Annotated in this window: 18 protein-coding genes; 13 read left to right on the top strand and 5 right to left on the bottom strand. The window is 70.2% G+C overall.

Features of this window, described 5'->3' with window-relative positions; genetic code table 11:
- The first annotated feature begins 80 nt into the window (after window positions 1-80).
- From ACQPYZ_RS22760 to ACQPYZ_RS22740, 5 genes are all read left to right on the top strand, one after another.
- On the top strand, window positions 81-749 hold the full coding sequence (locus tag ACQPYZ_RS22760; protein WP_433159458.1) for a hypothetical protein: 669 nt from the start codon (window positions 81-83) through the stop codon (window positions 747-749).
- Between the two features lie 27 nt (window positions 750-776).
- On the top strand, window positions 777-1,613 hold the full coding sequence (locus tag ACQPYZ_RS22755; RefSeq protein ID WP_433159455.1) for a PrsW family intramembrane metalloprotease: 837 nt from the start codon (window positions 777-779) through the stop codon (window positions 1,611-1,613).
- The gene (locus tag ACQPYZ_RS22750) at window positions 1,610-2,092 is read left to right on the top strand and encodes a hypothetical protein (RefSeq protein ID WP_433159452.1); all 483 of its coding nucleotides are present in this window, start codon (window positions 1,610-1,612) and stop codon (window positions 2,090-2,092) included. The genes ACQPYZ_RS22755 and ACQPYZ_RS22750 overlap by 4 nt, the downstream gene beginning before the upstream one ends.
- Window positions 2,093-2,154: 62 nt before the next feature.
- A complete protein-coding gene (locus tag ACQPYZ_RS22745) occupies window positions 2,155-5,097 on the top strand; it encodes an AfsR/SARP family transcriptional regulator (RefSeq protein ID WP_433159450.1) in 2,943 nt (980 codons plus the stop codon).
- Between the two features lie 109 nt (window positions 5,098-5,206).
- Window positions 5,207-5,806, top strand: coding sequence for a hypothetical protein (locus tag ACQPYZ_RS22740; RefSeq protein ID WP_433159447.1), 600 nt, complete (start codon window positions 5,207-5,209; stop codon window positions 5,804-5,806).
- Window positions 5,807-5,936: 130 nt separating this feature from the next.
- On the opposite strand, the gene ACQPYZ_RS22735 is transcribed toward ACQPYZ_RS22740, so the two are convergent.
- Entirely contained in the window at window positions 5,937-6,668 is a 732-nt protein-coding gene (locus ACQPYZ_RS22735; protein ID WP_433159444.1) for a GntR family transcriptional regulator, read from the bottom strand.
- 86 nt (window positions 6,669-6,754) lie between these two features.
- Between ACQPYZ_RS22735 and ACQPYZ_RS22730 the strand changes: the two genes are divergently transcribed.
- The 5 genes from ACQPYZ_RS22730 to ACQPYZ_RS22710 all read left to right on the top strand — a co-directional run bounded on the left by ACQPYZ_RS22730 (window position 6,755) and on the right by ACQPYZ_RS22710 (window position 10,115).
- The gene (locus tag ACQPYZ_RS22730) at window positions 6,755-7,453 is read left to right on the top strand and encodes an alpha/beta fold hydrolase (RefSeq protein ID WP_433159441.1); all 699 of its coding nucleotides are present in this window, start codon (window positions 6,755-6,757) and stop codon (window positions 7,451-7,453) included.
- A gap of 65 nt (window positions 7,454-7,518) precedes the next feature.
- Window positions 7,519-8,178 (top strand): trimeric intracellular cation channel family protein, encoded by a 660-nt coding sequence (locus ACQPYZ_RS22725; protein WP_433159438.1) that lies wholly within the window; start codon window positions 7,519-7,521, stop codon window positions 8,176-8,178.
- A gap of 109 nt (window positions 8,179-8,287) precedes the next feature.
- Entirely contained in the window at window positions 8,288-8,731 is a 444-nt protein-coding gene (locus ACQPYZ_RS22720) for an Hsp20/alpha crystallin family protein (protein ID WP_433159436.1), read from the top strand.
- A gap of 593 nt (window positions 8,732-9,324) precedes the next feature.
- Complete coding sequence (locus tag ACQPYZ_RS22715) at window positions 9,325-9,801, top strand: Hsp20/alpha crystallin family protein (protein ID WP_433159433.1); 477 nt, start codon at window positions 9,325-9,327, stop codon at window positions 9,799-9,801.
- A complete protein-coding gene (locus tag ACQPYZ_RS22710) occupies window positions 9,798-10,115 on the top strand; it encodes a J domain-containing protein (RefSeq protein ID WP_433159430.1) in 318 nt (105 codons plus the stop codon). Before ACQPYZ_RS22715 ends, ACQPYZ_RS22710 begins: the two co-directional genes overlap by 4 nt.
- Here the strand turns inward: ACQPYZ_RS22710 and ACQPYZ_RS22705 are convergent.
- Window positions 10,112-10,459, bottom strand: coding sequence for a hypothetical protein (locus ACQPYZ_RS22705; RefSeq protein ID WP_433159427.1), 348 nt, complete (start codon window positions 10,457-10,459; stop codon window positions 10,112-10,114). The genes ACQPYZ_RS22710 and ACQPYZ_RS22705 overlap by 4 nt on opposite strands.
- Before the next feature lie 165 nt (window positions 10,460-10,624).
- Here ACQPYZ_RS22705 and ACQPYZ_RS22700 point away from each other — a divergent pair, with 165 nt between their 5' ends.
- Entirely contained in the window at window positions 10,625-11,473 is an 849-nt protein-coding gene (locus tag ACQPYZ_RS22700; RefSeq protein WP_433159425.1) for an alpha/beta fold hydrolase, read from the top strand.
- 62 nt (window positions 11,474-11,535) lie between these two features.
- Here ACQPYZ_RS22700 and ACQPYZ_RS22695 read toward each other — a convergent pair whose 3' ends face one another.
- A complete protein-coding gene (locus tag ACQPYZ_RS22695) occupies window positions 11,536-12,108 on the bottom strand; it encodes a hypothetical protein (RefSeq protein ID WP_433159422.1) in 573 nt (190 codons plus the stop codon).
- Between the two features lie 12 nt (window positions 12,109-12,120).
- Window positions 12,121-13,260, bottom strand: coding sequence for a zinc-dependent alcohol dehydrogenase (locus tag ACQPYZ_RS22690; RefSeq protein WP_433169734.1), 1,140 nt, complete (start codon window positions 13,258-13,260; stop codon window positions 12,121-12,123).
- Window positions 13,261-13,449: 189 nt separating this feature from the next.
- Between ACQPYZ_RS22690 and ACQPYZ_RS22685 the strand changes: the two genes are divergently transcribed.
- Window positions 13,450-15,348, top strand: coding sequence for a serine/threonine-protein kinase (locus tag ACQPYZ_RS22685; RefSeq protein ID WP_433159420.1), 1,899 nt, complete (start codon window positions 13,450-13,452; stop codon window positions 15,346-15,348).
- Between the two features lie 7 nt (window positions 15,349-15,355).
- Here ACQPYZ_RS22685 and ACQPYZ_RS22680 read toward each other — a convergent pair whose 3' ends face one another.
- On the bottom strand, window positions 15,356-16,159 hold the full coding sequence (locus ACQPYZ_RS22680; protein WP_433159418.1) for an alpha/beta fold hydrolase: 804 nt from the start codon (window positions 16,157-16,159) through the stop codon (window positions 15,356-15,358).
- Between the two features lie 68 nt (window positions 16,160-16,227).
- Here ACQPYZ_RS22680 and ACQPYZ_RS22675 point away from each other — a divergent pair, with 68 nt between their 5' ends.
- Window positions 16,228-18,801, top strand: a complete 2,574-nt coding sequence (locus ACQPYZ_RS22675) for a BTAD domain-containing putative transcriptional regulator (RefSeq protein ID WP_433159416.1) — start codon at window positions 16,228-16,230, stop codon at window positions 18,799-18,801.
- Window positions 18,802-18,890: the final 89 nt, after the last annotated feature.

The following is an 18,890-nucleotide window of genomic DNA, read 5'->3' as shown; positions in this document are numbered from 1 at the left end:
TTTTGGAGCGCCGTTGGCGCGGCGCGGTGCAGCGTGAACGGTGACATCCCGCCACCAGCGACCGGATCAGGAGTCCTGTCATGCGCACCAGCACCCTCGTCGGCATGTTCGCCGGCGCCGTCCTCGCCCTGAGTACTGCCGGCATTGCCTTCGCTGCGCCCGCCGTACCAACGCCTGTGCCCGCCGCACCAACGCCTGTGCCCACCGGCGCGGCTTCCGTGCCTACCGGCCTGACGACACCGTCGCAGCAGGGCTCACCGGCAGCTGTGTTCGTCTCGTCCGCCTCGGTCCGGCCCGGCACGACCGTGCACGTCTCAGGCACCTGTGCTCTACCGGCTTCCGGCACCGCGGCCATGCCGACAGTCGTATCAGTGACCTCGCCGGCCTTCGTCGGTCCGGAACGGTTCTCCAAGACCGATCCCGACGCCTTCGACGGCACCGCCACGATCTCCCGCACCACGGCCCCGGGCCACTACCCGGTCATGCTCACCTGCAGCAACAGCACCGCCTCGACTGTGGTGCGAGTGATCGGCTCGGAGGAGCACTCTGCCGGCCGGCCTGGTCACGCCGCGGCGGCTCCTGCGCCGGGCGGCGTGCCAGTTGTCCACCACGCCGGGCCAGCAGTCCAGGCCCACGACGATCCATCGAGCAAGCCTTGGCTCGGTGTCGGCATCGGTGCGCTCGCCGTCGCCGTCGCCGGTGCCGGCACCTACGTCGTCACGCGTAGCCGCCAGCGGATCCGGGCCTGACCCGCCACGACGATCAGGAGTACGACGATGTTCACAATGCCTCCCGTCACCCCGTCGATCACGGCCGGCCCGCTCGAAGCGGCCGGCCCCGTCAGCCGGCTTCGCCGCTACGCCTGGCTGCTGGTGCTCGTCACTGGTGCCGCGCTGTTCGCCGCCGTGGAACGCACCATGGTCGCCACGAACAACCCGAACTACGTGCCGACCGCGATCCTGCTGGGCGCCGCAGTGATCCCGGTGGCGTTTCTCGCCTTCGTCAACGGCCGGCCGATGCCGTACACGGTCCCGCTGGGGATGGTCGTCGGCGCCGCCTTCTTCGGTGGCGTGGTCGGCACCGTCGTGGCCGGCTGGCTCGAGTACGACACCGTCCGCCATCTCGATGCGTTGCCCGTCCTGGGCATCGGGCTCGCCGAGGAGGCGAGCAAGTTGATCGCGCCGCTGGTGCTCCTCCCGGTCCTGCGCAACCGCACCCGAGCCGACGGCCTGCTGCTCGGGGTCGCCTGCGGGGCCGGCTTCGCTGCCCTGGAAACCATGGGCTACGCCTTCGTCACCTTGGTCGGCACCGGCGGCAAGGTGAGCGCCACCGTCGACCTCCTCGTACTACGCGGTGCTCTGAGCCCGGCGTGTCACATGGCCTGGACAGGCATCGCGGCCGCAGCACTGTATGCAGCGGCCGCGTCCGGGTGGAAGGCACGCCGGGTGCTGCACTTCGCGCTGGCCTTCGTTGCCGCCGTCGTGCTGCACGCACTGTGGGACGCCAGCAGCGCGCTTCCCGTCCACGCCGTCCTCGCGCTGTCCAGTCTCGGCCTGCTGTGGCTGACCGCCCGCCGGGTCGGTGTCGCGGTACCGAAGGGAGAACGCTCATGAACGCCGTGGAGATGATCGCGATCATCGCCCTGGTCGGCTATGCGCTCTATCGGCAGACACGGGTCAACGAGGTCACCGGCCGAGGACGCTTCAAGCTCGCGGTGATCTACACGGCGGCCGGCGTTCTGAGTGGTGTGCACGTCGCCCACAACCGCACGGCGTACGGGCTACTCGCTGTCAGCCTGGTCGCGAGTCTCGTGACCGGTCTGCTGCGGGGCCGCCGTACCCGGATGTGGGCGGCCGACGGCCGCATCTATACCCGAGGGACGGTCGCGACGGTCGGTCTGTTCCTCGGCCTGGTGGCGTTCAAGTTCGCGCTCGGCACGTTCGCCTACCTGACCCACACCCCGTACGAGAGCGGCATCGGCAGCGTCCTGGTCATGGTCGGCGTCATGCTCGCCGTCCAGGCAGAACTGATCTGGCGCCGTGCCGGAGCGTTGCGTACTCCGGCTCCGGATGGACTGCACGCGGCGGCCTGACGCGGCAGTGAGTTCGCGGTCCGGGCTTTTCGCCCGGCCGCCCTCGCTCGTACTGTCACTGTGTGCGGTTGCATGACCTCGGTCACCTCTCGCTGGAGATCGACGGCCGGTTGCGTACGCCGAACGGCAGCCGGCCGACGACTCTGCTCGCGTTGCTCGCGGTACACGCCAACCGCCGGGTGCCGGTCGACGCGATGATCGAGGCACTGTGGGGAGACCAGGTCACCGGCGGCCGGGCCTCGACGCTCGAGTCGCACGTCTGGCGACTACGGCGGGTGCTCGAGCCCGATCGGCGGCGCGGGGCGGCGCCGACCGTGCTCGTGAACGACACCGGCGGGTACCGGCTCCTGGTCGACCCCGCCGACATCGACTCGGCCGTCTTCGAGCGGCTGGCCGACGAAGGCCGCGTCGCGCTCGCCACCGACCGTCCGGACCGGGCGTTGCAGCGCTTCGACGCCGCCATCGAACTCTGGCGTGGCCCGCCGTTCACCCCCTGCGGCGACCAGCCGTGGGCGGAGGCGTACGTGGCGCGGCTCGAGGAGTTGTACACCCAGGTCCGGGAGCGGCGCGTCGACGCGTTGCTGACACTCGGCCGCAACGACCAGGCTCTCCTCGACCTGCAGCCGCTGATCCACGAGGCGCCGTTCCGCGAGCACCTACACTGGCAGCGGATGCTCGCGCTCGTCCGGCAGGGCCGGATCGAGGAAGGTCTGAACGCGTACCGCGTCGCACGCGATTCCCTGATCGATGAGCTCGGCATCGAGCCAGGTGCCGAACTGCGGGACCTGCAGCAGCGGATCCTGGACGGCGACCCCACCCTGCTGCCGATCACAGCGGCCACGCCGACGGCAGCCCCGGTGGCGAAACGTCCGACGACGACAGTCCCGATCCCGCCGGCCGTGGCCACGCCCGCGAGTACATCCACGGCGGCGGCCGCTGAGCAGCCCGGAGCGCCCCGCACCGGGTCACGGCCGCCTCGCCGCGGCACACCGATCATCGGCCGCGCAACCGAGCTGCACCAACTCGCCGGACTCATCGGTGAGAGCCACCTCTTGTCGATCGTCGGCGCCGCCGGCTGCGGCAAGACCCGGCTCGCGATCGAACTGACTCACAGATTCGCCCCGCGCTTCCCCGACGGCGTCTGGTTCGTCGACCTCGCACAGGTCGACCACCCGGCACTGGTCGTCGACCTGACCCTGGCGACCCTGGGCGTCGCCGTACCGGCCGTCGGAACACCGCTGCGTGCGCTGGCGTCACAGGTCAGCGGCCGGCAGGCGCTGATCGTGCTGGACAACTGCGAGCATGTCCTGCCGGGCGTTCGTGAACTCGTCGAGGCTGTCGTCGACGACGAGGCCGACTGCACCGTCGTCACGACGAGCCGCGAGCCGCTGGCCCTGCCAGGGGAGCTGATCTACACCCTCGCCCCGCTCCGTCTGCCCGATTCCGAGCGCCCGCAGGATGCCTCCCCGGCGGTGGAGATGTTCCGCAGCCGCTTCCGGTTGGCCGAGCCGACCGTCACGTTGACGGAGGAGGATCTGCGGCGGGTCGCTCAGATCTGCGTCGGACTCGATGGTCTGCCGCTCGCGATCGAACTCGCCGCTGCCCGCGGGCGCAGCTATTCGATCGCAGAGATCGCCGAGCAGGTGACGCTCGACCCCACCGGACTGGCCCGCCAAGGTGCGGCCGCCGTACCTGACCACGGCACTTTGCGGGACGAGATCGACCGCAGCTACCGGCAGATGACCGATGCGGAGCAGGCGTTGCACCGGGCATTGGCGGTGTTCCCGGGACCGTTCACCGCCGCTGCTGCCGCCGCGGTCGCCGACGAGTCGGTGGGCGGACGGACCGTCGACCTCATTCCGATGCTCGTCAACCGCTCGATGCTCACGTCGACACGGTCGAACCGCGAGGGCTGGGCCTCGTCCTTCCGCCAGTTGGAAACCGTCCGCGCGCATGCCCGTCAGTTGCTGACCGACGCCGGCGAGCGGGACGCGATGCTCGACCGCCGTGATCGCTGGGTCCGTTCGGTGCTCGGCCCCCGCTTCCGCCTCGGCCGCGGTGAGATCATGAAGTACCGCACGCTCGAGGCCAACTACGCCGCCGTACGGGCGACGCTCGAACGGGAGCTCACGAGCGACGACGAACCGGCGGTACCCCTGCTGGCCGCGCAATTGACGATGTTCTGGTACACCCGCGAGCAGATCGTCGAGGCGCGCCGGTGGCTCGACCTCGCAGTACGCCGCGCTCGCAACGCGCCGGCCGCCGACCAGGCCGCTGCGCAGGCCGCGCTGGCCTGGACGTTGACTTTCCAGGGACGCGCGGACCTGGCCCGCCCGCACACCGAGGCGGTGACGGCTTTGCTCGACGAGGTGCCGGTCTCGCGGCGGGCGTTCGTCGGCGACCTGCTGGCGGTCACCGCGGCCGCGGCGATGACGACGGATGAGTTCGACTACATGCGGACCATCTTCGACACCGTCACGGCGGTGGCCGCGGATGTCGCCGACCCCGACCTCGACGTACTGTGCGCGGCGGTACGCGGCCTCGTCGACATCAGCAGCGGCGCCGACCCTCGCCAGTGCGCGGCCGGTGCTGCCGCGGCGCACCGCCGGGCCGTCGACGCGCGCCACGTCTTCGCCGCCTTCCTCAGCGCGTCCGCCGGCGCCTACGCAGAACTTGCCCTGGGCAACCCGGAGCGCGGTCTCGAATGGTCCGATCGTGCCCTCGACCTGAGCCTCACCTACGGCAGTCTGCACGGTGCGGGGGTGGTGGAGACCCGCGCCAACCTGCTGGCCGAGTGCGGCCGGCCGGCGGAAGCGGCGAGGATGTACGGTGCGGCATCGGCTCAGGCACTCCGCCTCGGCGGTCGGTGGCCACGACGAGCGCTGACTGCTCGCCTGCTCCGCGAAGTACAGGCGACACTCCCAGCGGCGGACTTCGAGAAGGCGTACCAGTCCGGTGAGCGGCTGACCCTGGTCGACCTCGGCGCCGTCGTAACACCCGAGTGATCCGCAACCGTCCACGGTTGTCGACGCTTTGGAGTGGGGCTGGAGTCGGGTTGGAGGTCCTGGCGGAATCCTCGTGGTGAAAGGTCCACACGCCACAAGGAGATCCACCATGAGTTCCTCAGCCACCCCCACCCGCCGCCGTCGTCGTCTGCCGATGGTCGTCGGTGGCCTCGCGGCCGCCGGTGTACTCGCCGGCGTACTGATGCTGGCACCGTCGGCCGGCGCCAACTCCAGCGAGGAGGCCCAGGCCAACGATCCGTCGAGCTCGGTGTCGTCGGCGAAGCCCGGCGGCCCCGGTTCGCTCATCTACACCGGCGGCGCGTACAGCGTGCAGCTGTCCGTGTCCAACAACACCGGCCAGACCATGACCTGGTACGGCGGCAATCTCTCCAACGGGCACTGGAACGAACGGCCCACCGGCACGATCACCGACCAGACCGCCGACACCATGACCGCCTACACCGACCAGCTCGGTGGATTCACCTGGAACCTGATGTGGAAGCTGGACAACGGCGAGTTCGCCTGCGTCTCGCTGAGCTCCGGGGAACTCACCAACGACCAGCCGCACAACATCAGCGGCTACATCGCCAAGAACCTGGACGAGTTCGGCAACTGCGGAGACGTCGATCCCGCCTACGGCGGTTCCACGTCGAACAGCGGGGGTGCCCACTCCTGGGTCGACCTCGACTTCAACACCGACGGCGACTAGGCCAACAACCCAGGATCGCCCGACCCTCGCCGAGGACCCGCTCCGCGGGCCGGCTGACGAGATCGACCCTCGACGCGAGCCGGATGGCGGCGGTGGGGGTCGGGCGGTCCTGGCAAGACCTCCGCTGAGCTCAAGTAGTGGCGGAGGTGGGGGTGTCGTCGATGGGGAGGCTGTGCCAGATGTCGAAGGCTACGGAGGCGGCGCCGTTCGCGTCGCCGGCGACGATGCGGTTGATCAGCTGGTCGTGGCGGGCGGCAGACACTTGGCCGTCGACGCCGAAGCGCATCCGTTCCGCGCGGCGGATCACGGGGTCGAAGCGCTCGATCACGGCTTCGAGGGCCTGATTGCCGAGCGCGGCGACCGGGACCCGGTGCAGCTCCTCGTCCGCCTCCATGGCGGCGTTGACGTCGCCTGAGGCCACGGCGGCGGCGAACCGGCGGTTGGCGTCGCGCATGCGCTCGACGTCCTGTTCACTGAGCCGGCCGGTCACCTGTCGCACGGCCAGCTCGTGCATCGCCGCGACCACGTCCTTCGCGTCCCGCACCACCTGAATGTCGATGGCGCTGACCCTGGTGGATCGACCCGGCAACGCCACCACCAGACCACTAGCCCCGAGGCGCAGCAGCGCTTCGCGGACCGGGGTGCGGCTGACGCCCAGCCAGTCGGCGAGCTCGCCGTCCTTGAGCTGCTCGCCGGGCCGGAACGTGCCGTCGACGATCGCGTCGCGCAGCCGCCGGTAGACGTCGTCGCGCAGGAGCGTGCGGTCGACGGCCGGGGTGTTCGTAGGGATCGGCATAGCAACATATTGCACACAGATCGGGTCAGACCGGAAATCCCACGCGTGCCTTGTGACGGTCTCCATCGTGCGATATATTGCATATCAGAGATCGATCACCGATCTCATCACAGCCGCTCGGCAGCTCCGGGCGGGAGAGGGAGGACCAGCTCATGAGCACCGACCAGGAGATCAAGAACGTCGTACTGGTGCACGGCGCGTTCGCCGACGGCTCGGGATGGCGTGGCGTGTACGACGACCTGACGGCGCGCGGCTACCGGGTGACGATCGTGCAGAACCCGCTCACCTCGCTGGAGGACGACGTCGCCGCGACGACGCGGGTACTGAACCGGCAGGACGGCCCCACGATCCTCGTGGGTCACTCGTGGGGCGGCACCGTCATCACCGAGGCCGGTGTCCACCCGAACGTGGCCGGCCTGGTCTACGTCTCCGCGCTCGCACCCGACGCCGGTGAGACCACGGCCCAGCAGTACGACGGATTCGCCGAGACGCCGGACTTCGTCATCGACGTCGTCGACGACGGTTACGGATTCCTCAACCACGACAAGTTCAAGGCCGGGTTCGCCCACGACGCCACCGACGCGGACGCCGCGTTCCTGCGGGACACCCAGATCCCGATCAACATGTCGGTCTTCGCCACTCCGGTGAAGAACGCCGCCTGGCAGGACAAGCCCACCTGGGCCGTCATTGCCACGGAGGACAAGGCGTTCGACCAGGCCATGCTGCAGCACATGGCGAAGCGGGCCGGCGCGAAGATCACCGACGTGTCCGCCAGTCACGCCCTGTTCGTCACGCAGGCCGGCGTCGTGGCCGACGTCATCGACGAGGCCGCCAAGAACGCGTCGCGGTGAACAGCTGATCCGCGTCCGGCTCGAGGGCCGGCCGCGGTCGGCCCGACCACGCGGAGGGATCGCACATGTCGGTCACGCCGTTCCAGGTGACGCTCTGGATCGAACTCCTGGCCGCCGGACTCGGCGGCCTGCAAGGAGCCCTCTTCGCTGCGACGGTCAGGTCTCGCCGCATCGACGTACTGGGCGTCATGGTGATCGGCCTCGCGGTCGCGCTCGGAGGGAGCCTGCTCCGCGACGTCCTGCTCAACCAGCCACCGGTCGCGGTCTGGAGCAACTGGTACCTGACCGTGGCCGGCCTCTCGGCGATCCTCGGCATGGTGCTGCAACCCGTGCTGGCGCGCGCGGGTTGGCTGATCACCGCGCTCGACGCCGTCGTGATGGGGCTCTTCGGGGCGATCGGGGCCTCGAAGGCGTTGTCCCTCGGCGTGGGCGTGGCTGGGGCCCTAGTGGTCGGCGTGATCGGAGCCATCGGCGGCGGGATGCTGCGCGATGTCATGCTGAGCCTGCCGTTCTCCTTCCTGCACGTGGGGTCCCTGTACGCCGTCGCAGCGGGCGCCGGCACCGGACTCCTTGTCCTGCTCGCCGAGCTCGGCACACCCATCCCGATCGCGGGAGTCGCGTGCTTGGTGGTGACCGCGTTGGTACGCCTGGCCGCCGTCCACTTCGACTGGACCGTCCCGGAGCAGTTCGTCGTACGTCCGCTACGTCGTACCAGGCCTGACTGAATTGTCAGCGGTTGGATGACATGGGTCTTGTCATCGTTCCGTTGACGTGGTAGAAGAATTGATGCGTATTGACACAGCGCTGACGGGATGAGCAGGAGGTGGAGGAGCGATGTTGATGCGCACTGACCCGTTCCGTGAGTTGGACCGGTTGACCCAGCAGGTCTTCGGGAGCCAGGCGCCGGGGACGTGGTCCCGGCCGACCGCGATGCCGATGGACGCCTACCGGCAGGGCGACACGTACGTCGTCGCCTTCGATCTTCCCGGTGTCTCGCCGGACGCGATCGACCTGGACGTGGAACGCAACGTCCTGACGGTGAAGGCCGAACGCCGGCCGCTCGAGCTCGGTGAAGGCGTGGAGATGCAGGTGGCCGAACGGCCGCTCGGGGCGTTCTCCCGGCAGCTGTTCCTCGGTGACACGCTGGACGCCGACCGGATCGAGGCGAGCTACGAGTCCGGCGTACTGACGCTGAAGATCCCGATCGCCGAGCAGGCCAAGCCGCGCAAGATCGAGATCGCGAACACCGACACCGGCCACAAGCAGATCGACGCCTGACCAGCAGGCTGTCGACGCCTGACCAGCAAGCTGAGGTACGCCGCCACCCGCCGGCCGGGCACTTGTCGACGAGGTGACATCGATGAGGGCGATCAGGGCACCGCAGACACAACCGACACTGCAGCTGCGGCAGACACTCGACGAGGCCGAGGCCTTCGTGGATCTCGTGCTCGCCGACGACGAACTGGTGCACGCGGAGTTCGACGCCCTCATCGCTGCCTGCTGGGAAGCGCCCTGCGAGCCACCGACCCAACGGCGCTGCCCACCCGTCGGCGAGTGGGCCGAGCGGCCACCACGCCGGTGGTCACCCCGGATCGGTCTCCGTCACGGCGGCGTACCCCGGCGACGGCCTCACGGTCGCCAGCGCGGCCCTCCGCCGTACCGAGGCACTGCCCGAATCCACGCCTAAGGGAGGAGGTGAGCACATCCGACCTAGCAGGAGCCCTTGAAGCGGTGATGCGGCCGCCCGCCACGGTCACACCCTGAACCGGCGGCCCTTGCCATCTCCAGCCGCCAGTCCTGCCCAGGACATCAACGTACGGCGGGCGGCCGCATCACCCCGACCCGGTCCTCACGACGAGGTGGTGAGCGCGATGCCCCGGACCAACCAGCGGCCGGCAGCCGTGCGGTGGCTGCCGACTGAGCCGTTCGCCCACCTCGAGGACATCCACCGCCGGACGAGCCAGCTGATGCACGAACTCGCCAGACCCCACGCGTCGGGAACGTGGTGGCCGGCGGTCGACCTCGAGGAGACCGACGACGAGTGCCTGGTCGACATCGACCTGCCCGGCGCCACCACCCAGGACCTCGTCGTCGAACACGACGGTCGATCGCTGACCGTCCGCGGCCGGATCCCTGATCGCGAACACAGCGGGACGATGCACCGGCACGCGCGTCACCCCGGACCGCTGCACCTCACGATCGACCTGCCGTGTTCCGTGCAGGCCGATGGGCTCACGGCCACGCTGACCAACGGCGTACTCACCATCCGCGCGCCGAAGAGCCGCCCTGGTCCTGCCCGCCGCGTCCAGATCGTCGATCTCGACGGCCCACGGGAAGAGCGGTCATGAGTACGTTGCCGGATCCGTATGTGGTGCTCGGGGTCGGCGCTGACGCGTCGGGAGATGAGCTCGACCGGGCGTTTCGTGGTCTGGTCCGCCGGCTGCATCCTGACACCCGGTCGTATGCCGAGGACGCCACCGCTGACAGGCGCCTGCAGGAGCTTCTCGCCGCGTACACGACCCTGCGAGACCCCGTGCGCCGTGCCGCCTACGACTGCGCCCGAACTCCACCGGCGCCAGCCACAGCACGCCCCGTCAGGCCGGCGCGCGCTGAGCCGGCCATCCGCGTCGGACCGGTCCGCTGGAAACCGCTGCGGACTTAGAGCCAGATGTATTCCTCGGCGATCGCGCCGTCGCGCCACTTGGCGATCGTGACCATGCGGCCGCCACCTTCGAACTCGCCGACCACGCAGGTCCAGTCGCCCGAGCCGAAGCTGATCGGGTGCGAGGCGACCTGGACCGGCGTACCGCCGGTGGACTCGACCAGAGCCTCCATCGCCTCGATGTGTTCCTGGATCCCGTGGGTCGTCGGTTGTCCTTTGACTTCCACGTAGACGTCGTCGGTGTGGCAGTCGGCGAACTTCCCGTGCCAGTCGGCGCGGTTCCATCCGTTGAAGTCGAGCTCGTCCATGCCCTTGAGGTTGCGGGCTACATCGTCGTGCGTCACGGCCGGGGCCTCCTGTTTCGATCACTGGTACGTCGACAACGACCGGGCGGCGCGATCCGGTGTGACAGCCGGGTTCGTTGTCACATCGGGAGGCGGTGCGCGGACATACACCACGAGCCGACCGGTACGCGGCCGGCTGTTCATTGCACGGAACAGGACAGATCAATGACGAATCCCCTGACCAATCCAGCACGCCGTACCAGGCGACGCGGGCGCGCGCTCGCGTTCCTGCTCGCCGCGGTGGCGCTGGCCCTGGCGAGCTTCAACCCGGTGCAGAGTGTCGCCGGAGAGCAGCGCGGGACGAAGCCGACCATCGTGCTGGTGCACGGCTCCTGGGCGGACGGCTCGAGCTGGAACGCCGTCACCGAGCGACTGCAGGACGACGGGTACACGGTCCGCGCCATCCCCAACCCGCTGCGTTCGGTGGCGGGTGACGCCGCGTCGGTGCGCAGCTTCATCGAGTCGGTGCCCGGACCGGTCGTGCTGGTCGGTCACTCGTACGGCGGCTTCGTGACCAGCAACGCGGCCACCGGCCTGCCGAACGTGAAGGCGCTCGTGTACGTCAACTCGTTCCTACCGGAGGCCGGCGAGACCCCGTTCCAGCTCGTCGGACCGGACTCGGCGCTGGCCGTGGACCCGGCGACCGTGTTCGACCTGGTGCCCGCCGACCAGCCGCCCGGCCCGGACAGCGACGTGTACCTGAAGCGCTCGACCGTCTACAGTTCGTTCGCGACCGGACTGAAGTCCGACGACAAGGATCTCGTGTTCGCGACCCAGCGCCCGGGCGCGTTGGGCGCCCTGAACGAGCCGTCCGCGACCCCGGCCTGGAAGACGATCCCGGCCTGGAGCGTGATCGGCACCAAGGACCAGATCATCCCGGCCAAGGAGCAGCGCACGATGTCGAAGCGGGCCGGCGCGACCATCACCGAGTACGACGGTGGTCACCTCGGTCTGATGACGCACTCCAGCACCGTCACCAAGGTCATCGAGCAGGCCGCCCGCGCGTCCCGCTGATCACCCACACCCCAGCAGATGCCGCCGCGGCCCACCCGCGGCGGCATCTGACGTCGGCCCGGTCATCGGAGCGCGTGGCGGATCCGGCGTACGACGCGGACGACCACGAAGCCGGCGGCGATCCACGGCGCGGCGACGATGACCGGGTCCAGCGGATGGTGGATCACGTCGGCACGCTTCTGGTGGCGGCGTGAGCGCAGCCCGTGGTGGCTGAGCTCGGTCACGATGCCGGTCTCCGTGAGCGGATTGTCCGGGTGTTTCGAGACGAAGGACCGCGCTGTGCTCTCGAACGCGTCGACCCGGTCCGCGGCGATCAGCAGGAGCCAGTGCGCGGCCCGGCCCTCGCTGTAGCGACGGTAGGCGAACCTGCGGATCACGCCGGACGCGCCGCGCGGCGGGCAGGAGGTGCCGAACACCGGCGTGAGGTAGGCGTGCTCTGTCGACCGCTCCCGCGGCCGTTTCTCCTGCTGGGACTCGGGAAACTCCCAGACCGCGCCGTAGGGGTTCGGTTCGTACACCTCCCTCGGTACGGCGGGCCGGTGCTTCGGATCGAGATCGGCACCCCAACCGGGGATGCGGGCTCGCAGTTCGTCGCTGGTCTCGGGGTTGGACGGCTTGTGCGGGGTGTAGGCCATGTGAATGCTCCGTCAGGCGGCTTCGGGTACGACGAGAGGCTTGATGCAGCCGTCGAGCTTGGCCGAGAAGATGTGGTAGCCCTCGGCGATGTGTTCGAGCGGGATGCGGTGGGTGACCAGGTCGCGGGGTGTGAGGTAGCCGTTGCGGACGTGCTCGAACAGCCGTGGCCACTGCCGTTTCACCGGGCACTGGTTCATCCGCAGTGTCAGCCCCTTGTTCATTGCGTCGCCGAACTTGACCGCGCTGAACATCGGGCCGTAGGCACCCATCACGGAGACCGTGCCGCCCTTGCGGACCGAGTCGATGGCCCAGTTGAGCGCGACCGGGGAGCCGCCCTGCAACTTGAGCTTCGCGGCCGTCACATGCTGCAGCAGGTTGCCGTCGGCCTCGGCGCCGACCGCGTCGATCGCCACGTCCGCGCCGATGTGGTCGGTCAGCTTCTTCAGCAGGACGACGATGTCGGCGTACTCGGTGAAGTTGTAGGTTTCGGCGTGCGCGAACGTCTTCGCCTTGTCCAGCCGGTACTGCAGGTGGTCGATCACGATGACCCGGCCGGCTCCCATCAGCCACGCGGACGCGGCCGCGGACAGCCCGACCGGGCCGGCGCCGAAGACGACCACCACGTCGCCTTCGGCGATGTCGCCGAGCTGGGCGCCGAAGTAGCCGGTGGCGACGGCGTCGGTCAGCAGGACGGCGTCCTCGTCGTCCATCCAGTCCGGGATCAGGCTGGGTCCGACGTCGGCGAGTGGCACCCGGACGTACTCCGCCTGGCCGCCGTCGTACCCACCGCAGGTGTGGGAGTAGCCGTAGATGCCGCCGACCGCGGTCGCGTTCGGGTTCACGTTGTGACAGTTCGCGTACAGCCCGCGGGCGCAGAAGAAGCACGTCCCGCAGAAGATGTTGAACGGCACCATCACCCGGTCGCCGGCCCGCAGCGTCCGGACCGACGGGCCGACCTCGTCCACGACACCGATGAACTCGTGGCCGAACGTCGATCCGACCCGGGTGTCGGGCATCATCCCGTGGTACAGGTGCAGGTCGGACCCGCAGATCGCGGCCCGGGTGACCCGGACGATCGCGTCGTTCGGATGCTCGATCACCGGCCGCGGTTTGTCCTCGACGCGGATCCGGTAGGGACCTCGGTAGACCATCGCACGCACAGACGAACCCCTTCCCGCAAGAGCCGGCCCTCGGCTCCGGGCGCAGTACCCCGACGGGGTCGCCGCAAAAGTGCGTGTTCCGGGCCGGTCGGTGGTCTCCGCGTTCGGGAGTGGGGTGGAGTGGGCACTTGCAAAGGCGTTCTTGTTCGTGGGGGGAGTTGCGGAGGACGCCGTAGACCGATGACCGACTCGACGATGGTGGGGCGCGTTCTGGCCGGTCGGTACCGGCTGGTCTCGACGCTGGGCCGCGGCGGCATGGGTGTCGTCTGGGAAGCGCGGGACGAGTTGCTCGGCCGGACGGTCGCGGTGAAGCAGATCCTACTGCCGCCGGAGCTGCCGGACCCGGACCGCGAGATCCTGCGACAGCGCACCTTGCGCGAGGCCCGCTCCGCCGGGCGGCTCAGTCATCCGAACGTCGTCACCGTGTACGACGTCGTGGAGGAGGACGGCCGGCCCTGGATCGTGATGGAGCTGGTCCCGTCCACCACACTGGCCGACGCGATCCGCGAGTACGGGCCGCTGCCGCCGGGGGAGGTGGCCCGGATCGGCCTCCAGGTGCTCGCCGCACTGCGGGCCGCGCACCGGGCCGGCGTACTGCATCGGGACGTCAAGCCCAGCAACGTGCTGCTCACCGGCGAGGGTCGGGTCGTGCTCACGGACTTCGGGATCGCGACGCTGGAGGGCGATCCGTCGTTGACGACCTCAGGGACGTTGCTGGGATCGCCGGCATTCATCGCGCCGGAACGCGTGCAGGCGCACGGCGCCGGGACGGAGTCGGACCTGTGGTCGTTGGGGGCGACCCTCTACACCGCGGTCGAGGGACGGCCGCCGTACGACCGGGATGGAGCGCTGCCGACGCTGGCGGCCGCCGTCATGGATGATCCCGACCCGCCGCGGTTGGCGGGTCCGCTGTGGCCGGTGCTCGACGGGTTGTTGCGGAAGGATCCCGCGGAACGCATCGACGCCTGGGAGGCGCGACGTCTCCTGCGCGAGGCGGAGACGGCGCCGGACGCGGGCGGCGGTCCGCTGGAGGACAGCGGTGCCGACGTGACCCGGGTCGACAGCGGGCAGCGCACCCGGATCCTGCACCTTCCGCCGGTCGTCTCCCAGCCCCCCACGGATCACAGCGCCCAACCACCCACAAGTACGCCGCCACCCGCAACCACACCGCCGTCGGCTACCACGCCGCCACCCGCAACCACGCCGCCGTCCGGAGCCGCGCCTCCGCCCGCAACCACGCCTCCGCCCGCAACCACGCCTCCGCCCGCAACCACGCCTCCGACCGGAAACCCGCCGACGTCCGGAGACGGGCCGGCGTCCGGCGAGGAGCCTGCGTCTGGGAACAGGCGACGGGTTGTGGGGGTGCTGCTTGCGTGCGTGCTGGTTGCGGCTGTGGTGATCGGCTGGGCGCTGGTGCGGGCGATCAACGAGAACGAAGGTAACCAGGCGCAGAACTCACCACCCCCACCCAGCAGCCAGGCGCCGAGCAGCAACCCGACGGCAACCAGCGAGCGGCCCTCGTCGGCCGCCACCACCCAACCGAGCAGCAAACCAACCTCCCCGAGCAGCCAACCGAACTCCCCGACCACCCGGCCGAACTCGCCGACCAGCCGACCGAATTCACCAACCGGGCAACCAGAGTCGGTCCCGGCCGGCTTCGAGCGGCACACGGATGCGACCGGGTTCTCGCTGGTGGTCCCGGCCGACTGGACCGTGCAGCGAGAGGGCCAGCGGGTCTACTTCCGGGAGCCAGGCGGGGCACGCTTCCTGCTCATCGACCAGACGGACCAACCGAAACCGGATCCGGTCGCCGACTGGCGCCAGCAGGAGGCCGCGCGTGCGGACGGCTACGACGACTACGAGCGGATCCGGATCGAGCCGGTCGAGTACTTCGAGAAGGCCGCCGACTGGGAGTTCACCTACACCACCTCGTCCGGTCGCCGGCACGTGCTGAACCGCGGCGTCGTCACCAGCGCGAACCAGGCCTACGGACTCTACTGGTCCACCCCGGACTCCCAGTGGGACGAAAGCCGCGCGCTCTACCGGACCTTCACCGACTCCTTCCGCCCGGCATCCTGATCAGCTCTCAATGGAAGAAGCCCTTCAGCACCGGCCCGAGTACGTCGGGGGCGCCGACGTGACCATGATCGGCGAGGGTCCGGCGTTCGGCCTGTGGGACCAGGTCGGCGATGGCGTCCGCGGCGACCGCGAAGAAGTCCTTCGGCAGGCCGGCCATGCCAGGGGATCCCGCACTCTGACCGCTGTCGATGGCCAGGACCGGCCGGGTGATGGCGGCCAACTCCTTGGGCGGGCGGTGGTCGCCGAGGCAGGCGGCCTCGGCCGCGAGCGTGTGCGCGACCTCGCGCATCGCGGGCCAGTACGGCCCGGCCTTCATCGCGTGGATCTCCTCCGGCGCCGAGCCCGCCAACCACAGGAACAGTTCGAGCGCGTCGTCGAGCCGTCCCTCGGCCACGGCAGGCCCGACCTTGGTGACGTACTCCTGCGCGCGCCGGTAGGTCTCGTCGTCCAGGCAGTACGGCACGTCGTACACAGCGATGCGGTCGACCGGGAGGCCTGCCGCGGCGGCCCTGAGCGCGAGGGCGCCGCCCGACGAGGCGCCGAACAGGTGCGCGGTTCCGCCGGCTTCGGCGAGCAGCGCCTCCAGGTCCTCGAGCTCGCGCTCGACCGCGTACGGCGGGGTGTCGCCGCTCCGGCCGCGGCCGCGGCGGGCGTAGTTGAAGACGGAGAAGTCGGTGGCGAGCCAGGCGGCGAGAGGCTCGTTCTCGCGGCCGTCGTCGAGCCCGCCGCCGACGAGAATGACGTTCGGGCCGGAGCCCAGGCGGTCGTAGGCGATGGAGGTGCCGTCGGTCGAGGTCACGTAGTTCGTCATGCAGCGAGCGAACCAGGTCGCGCTGAAAGGACGCTGAAACCGCTGAGGGCGCGCCTACAATGACGCCCGTGACGCCGCTCGAGATCGGCCTGCTCGGTCCGCTGCGGGTGGTCGTCGGCGGGGAGGCCATCGCACTGCCTGGTGAGCGGCTACCCGTTCTGCTCGCGGTGCTGGCCATGTCCGCGGGGGAGGCGGTGCCGGCCGAGCGGATCGCCACCGCGGTCTGGGGCCTCGACAGTGGCGTGGACGCGCGCACGAACGTGCAGAGCAACGTACGTCGGCTCCGGCGGTTGCTGGGCGACTCCGCCGTACAGACCCGCGGCGCCGGCTACGCGCTCGCGGTCGCACCGGAAGCCGTGGACACACTGCGGTTTGGCGAGCTGCTGGATGCGGGGCGGGTCGAGGACGCGCTGACGCTGTGGCGGGGCGAGCCGTTCGACGGGCTGCGTTCGGACTGGCTGGACCAGGCGTACGGCGTCCGCTTACGGGAGCGGTACGTCGACGCGGTCGAGCAGCGTGGCGACCTGGCCGCGCTGGTCGAGCTTGCCGACCGGTATCCGCTGCGGGAGTCCCTGTGGGCGCGATTGCTCGAGGCACTGCGGTCGGAGGGCCGGGACGCAGAGGCCCTGGAATGGTATGAGCAGTTGCGGCGCCGGCTCGCGGACGAGCTCGGCGTCGACCCCAGTGCGGAGCTGCGAGACCTGCACGCGTCACTGCTGGCCGGGGAGCTGTCCGCGCGGGCGGTGCCCCGGCAGCTGCCCGCGGATCCGGCGTTGTTCAGCGGCCGGGAGACGGAGCTCGCGGCGCTCGACGCACTCCCGCAAGGACCGGTGGTGATCTCCGGTACGGCGGGCGTCGGCAAGACCACGCTGGCGGTGCACTGGGCGCATCGGATCGCGGACCGCTACCCGGACGGCCAGCTGTACGTCGACCTGCGCGGCTTCGACCCGTCCGAGCCACCGCTGGCCCCGAGCGAGGCGCTGCGCGGATTCCTCGAGGCACTGGGGGTGCCACGGCGACAGGTGCCGACGAGCCCATCCGCTCAGGCTGCGCTGTACCGCAGTCTGCTCGCGGACACCCGCACGCTGGTGGTGCTGGACAACGCCCGCGACGCCGGCCAGGTAGCGCCGCTACTGCCGGGAGCTCCCGGATGCTCGGCGGTGGTGACCAGTCGGAATCAGCTGGCCGGTCTGGTGACGAGCGCCGGAGCTCGCCCGCTCACGCTGGACTTGCTCGACGTCGAGGCCGCGCAACGGCTGCTGGCTGCTCGGCTCGGACCAGCCCGGGCTGACGCCGAGTCGGACGACGTAGCAAGGTTGGCGGCCCGGTGCGCTGGACTGCCGCTGGCCTTGGCGATCGTGGCGGCACGAGCTGTCCTGCAGCCGGGGTACGCGTTGGCCGCGCTCGAGGCGGAACTGGCCGAGGCCGGGCTGGACGGGTTCGACGCCGGCGATCCGATGAGCAGCGCTCGGGCGGTGTTCTCGTGGTCGTACCGCTCGCTGTCCGAGCCGGCCGCGCGGGTGTTCCAGTTGCTCGCGCTGCATCCGGGACCTGACGTGGGGCTCGACGCCGCGGCGTCGTTGGCGGGCGGCGACGTACGGCGCGAGCTCGCCGAGCTGGCTCGCGCGCATCTCGTGGTGGAGCAGACACCGGGACGATATGCCTTCCACGATCTGCTGCGCGCGTACGCACGCGAGCTTGGTGCGGGCGACGACACAGCGCTGACGCGGATGCTCGACCACTACGTGCACACTGCCCGGGCAGCGGATCGGCTGCTGTTCAGTCATGGCGAGACGATCCCGGTCGACGCGCCGGCGTACGGCGTGGTGGTGCCGGCCCTGGGGTCGGAGGACGAGGCGATGGCCTGGTTCGAGACGGAGCGGCCGGCGTTGCTGGCGTTGCTCCGCCTGGACGAGCCGGCGTACGTCTGCCAGCTGGCCTGGGCGACGCACGTCTACCTGCACCGGCAGGGCCACTGGCACGATCGGATCGCCGCGCAGCACGCGGCCGTGGAGGCGGCACGTCGACTCGGGTCGGCGGCGGCGGAGTCGCGTTCGCGCCGATTCCTGGGTTTCGCGTACGCCGACCTCGGGCGGTTCGCCGATGCCCACATGCACCTGGACCGAGCGCTCGCGTTGGCGTCGGATCCGGTCGACCGGGCGTGGACCCAGCACTACCGCGACCTGACGTTCGGACTGCAGGGTGACCAGGTGAGTGCGCTGGAGGCGGCGCGGTCGGCGTTGGAGCTGTTTCGCGAGGCAGGGGAGGTCGCGGGCGAGGCGATGGCCCTCAGCAACGTGGCGTGGTACTCCGGCCGGCTGGGTGCGTTGACGACGGCGGTTGCGGACGGCAAGCGAGCGTTGGCGTTGCACCGGCAGGTCGGCAATCGCGCGTACGACGCCCACACGCTGACCTGCCTGGCGGAGATGTACACGCGGACCGGCCAGGTGGCGTCGGCGGAGGCGGCGTACCGGGAAGCGCTGGCTGTCTTCGCCGAGCTGGGTGACCGGTTCGGCGAGGCGAGCACTTATGCACACCTTGCGCAGCTGGTCGGCGACTCGGAGGCGCGCCGACGCGCCGAGGCGATCCTCCGCGAGCTCGACCCGCCCGCCGCCGTACAGCTGCAGTCCTTGCTGGCATGACGTTGCTCACATAGCCGCGGCAGCCGCCTGGTGATGTCACGAATCGGGGGGCTGTGGCGTCTTAGTTGTAGCCGCGATTCGCGGCCGGT

This window comes from Kribbella sp. CA-247076 (assembly GCF_050942445.1).
Classification (GTDB): Bacteria; Actinomycetota; Actinomycetes; order Propionibacteriales; family Kribbellaceae; genus Kribbella.
The sequence above is the reverse complement of the archived record's forward strand: the minus strand, read 5'-3'. Positions and strand labels throughout refer to the sequence as shown.

What these genes read in the sequence shown, in the direction of transcription:
- ACQPYZ_RS22760 (WP_433159458.1), top strand. Translation starts at nt 81, where the DNA reads ATGCGCACCAGCACCCTCGTCGGCATGTTCGCCGGCGCCGTCCTCGCC.
- ACQPYZ_RS22755 (WP_433159455.1), top strand. Translation starts at nt 777, where the DNA reads ATGTTCACAATGCCTCCCGTCACCCCGTCGATCACGGCCGGCCCGCTC.
- ACQPYZ_RS22750 (WP_433159452.1), top strand. Translation starts at nt 1,610, where the DNA reads ATGAACGCCGTGGAGATGATCGCGATCATCGCCCTGGTCGGCTATGCG.
- ACQPYZ_RS22740 (WP_433159447.1), top strand. Translation starts at nt 5,207, where the DNA reads ATGAGTTCCTCAGCCACCCCCACCCGCCGCCGTCGTCGTCTGCCGATG.
- ACQPYZ_RS22735 (WP_433159444.1), bottom strand. Translation starts at nt 6,668, where the DNA reads ATGGAGACCGTCACAAGGCACGCGTGGGATTTCCGGTCTGACCCGATC.
- ACQPYZ_RS22730 (WP_433159441.1), top strand. Translation starts at nt 6,755, where the DNA reads ATGAGCACCGACCAGGAGATCAAGAACGTCGTACTGGTGCACGGCGCG.
- ACQPYZ_RS22725 (WP_433159438.1), top strand. Translation starts at nt 7,519, where the DNA reads ATGTCGGTCACGCCGTTCCAGGTGACGCTCTGGATCGAACTCCTGGCC.
- ACQPYZ_RS22720 (WP_433159436.1), top strand. Translation starts at nt 8,288, where the DNA reads ATGTTGATGCGCACTGACCCGTTCCGTGAGTTGGACCGGTTGACCCAG.
- ACQPYZ_RS22715 (WP_433159433.1), top strand. Translation starts at nt 9,325, where the DNA reads ATGCCCCGGACCAACCAGCGGCCGGCAGCCGTGCGGTGGCTGCCGACT.
- ACQPYZ_RS22710 (WP_433159430.1), top strand. Translation starts at nt 9,798, where the DNA reads ATGAGTACGTTGCCGGATCCGTATGTGGTGCTCGGGGTCGGCGCTGAC.
- ACQPYZ_RS22700 (WP_433159425.1), top strand. Translation starts at nt 10,625, where the DNA reads ATGACGAATCCCCTGACCAATCCAGCACGCCGTACCAGGCGACGCGGG.
- ACQPYZ_RS22695 (WP_433159422.1), bottom strand. Translation starts at nt 12,108, where the DNA reads ATGGCCTACACCCCGCACAAGCCGTCCAACCCCGAGACCAGCGACGAA.
- ACQPYZ_RS22690 (WP_433169734.1), bottom strand. Translation starts at nt 13,260, where the DNA reads ATGGTCTACCGAGGTCCCTACCGGATCCGCGTCGAGGACAAACCGCGG.
- ACQPYZ_RS22685 (WP_433159420.1), top strand. Translation starts at nt 13,450, where the DNA reads ATGACCGACTCGACGATGGTGGGGCGCGTTCTGGCCGGTCGGTACCGG.
- ACQPYZ_RS22680 (WP_433159418.1), bottom strand. Translation starts at nt 16,159, where the DNA reads ATGACGAACTACGTGACCTCGACCGACGGCACCTCCATCGCCTACGAC.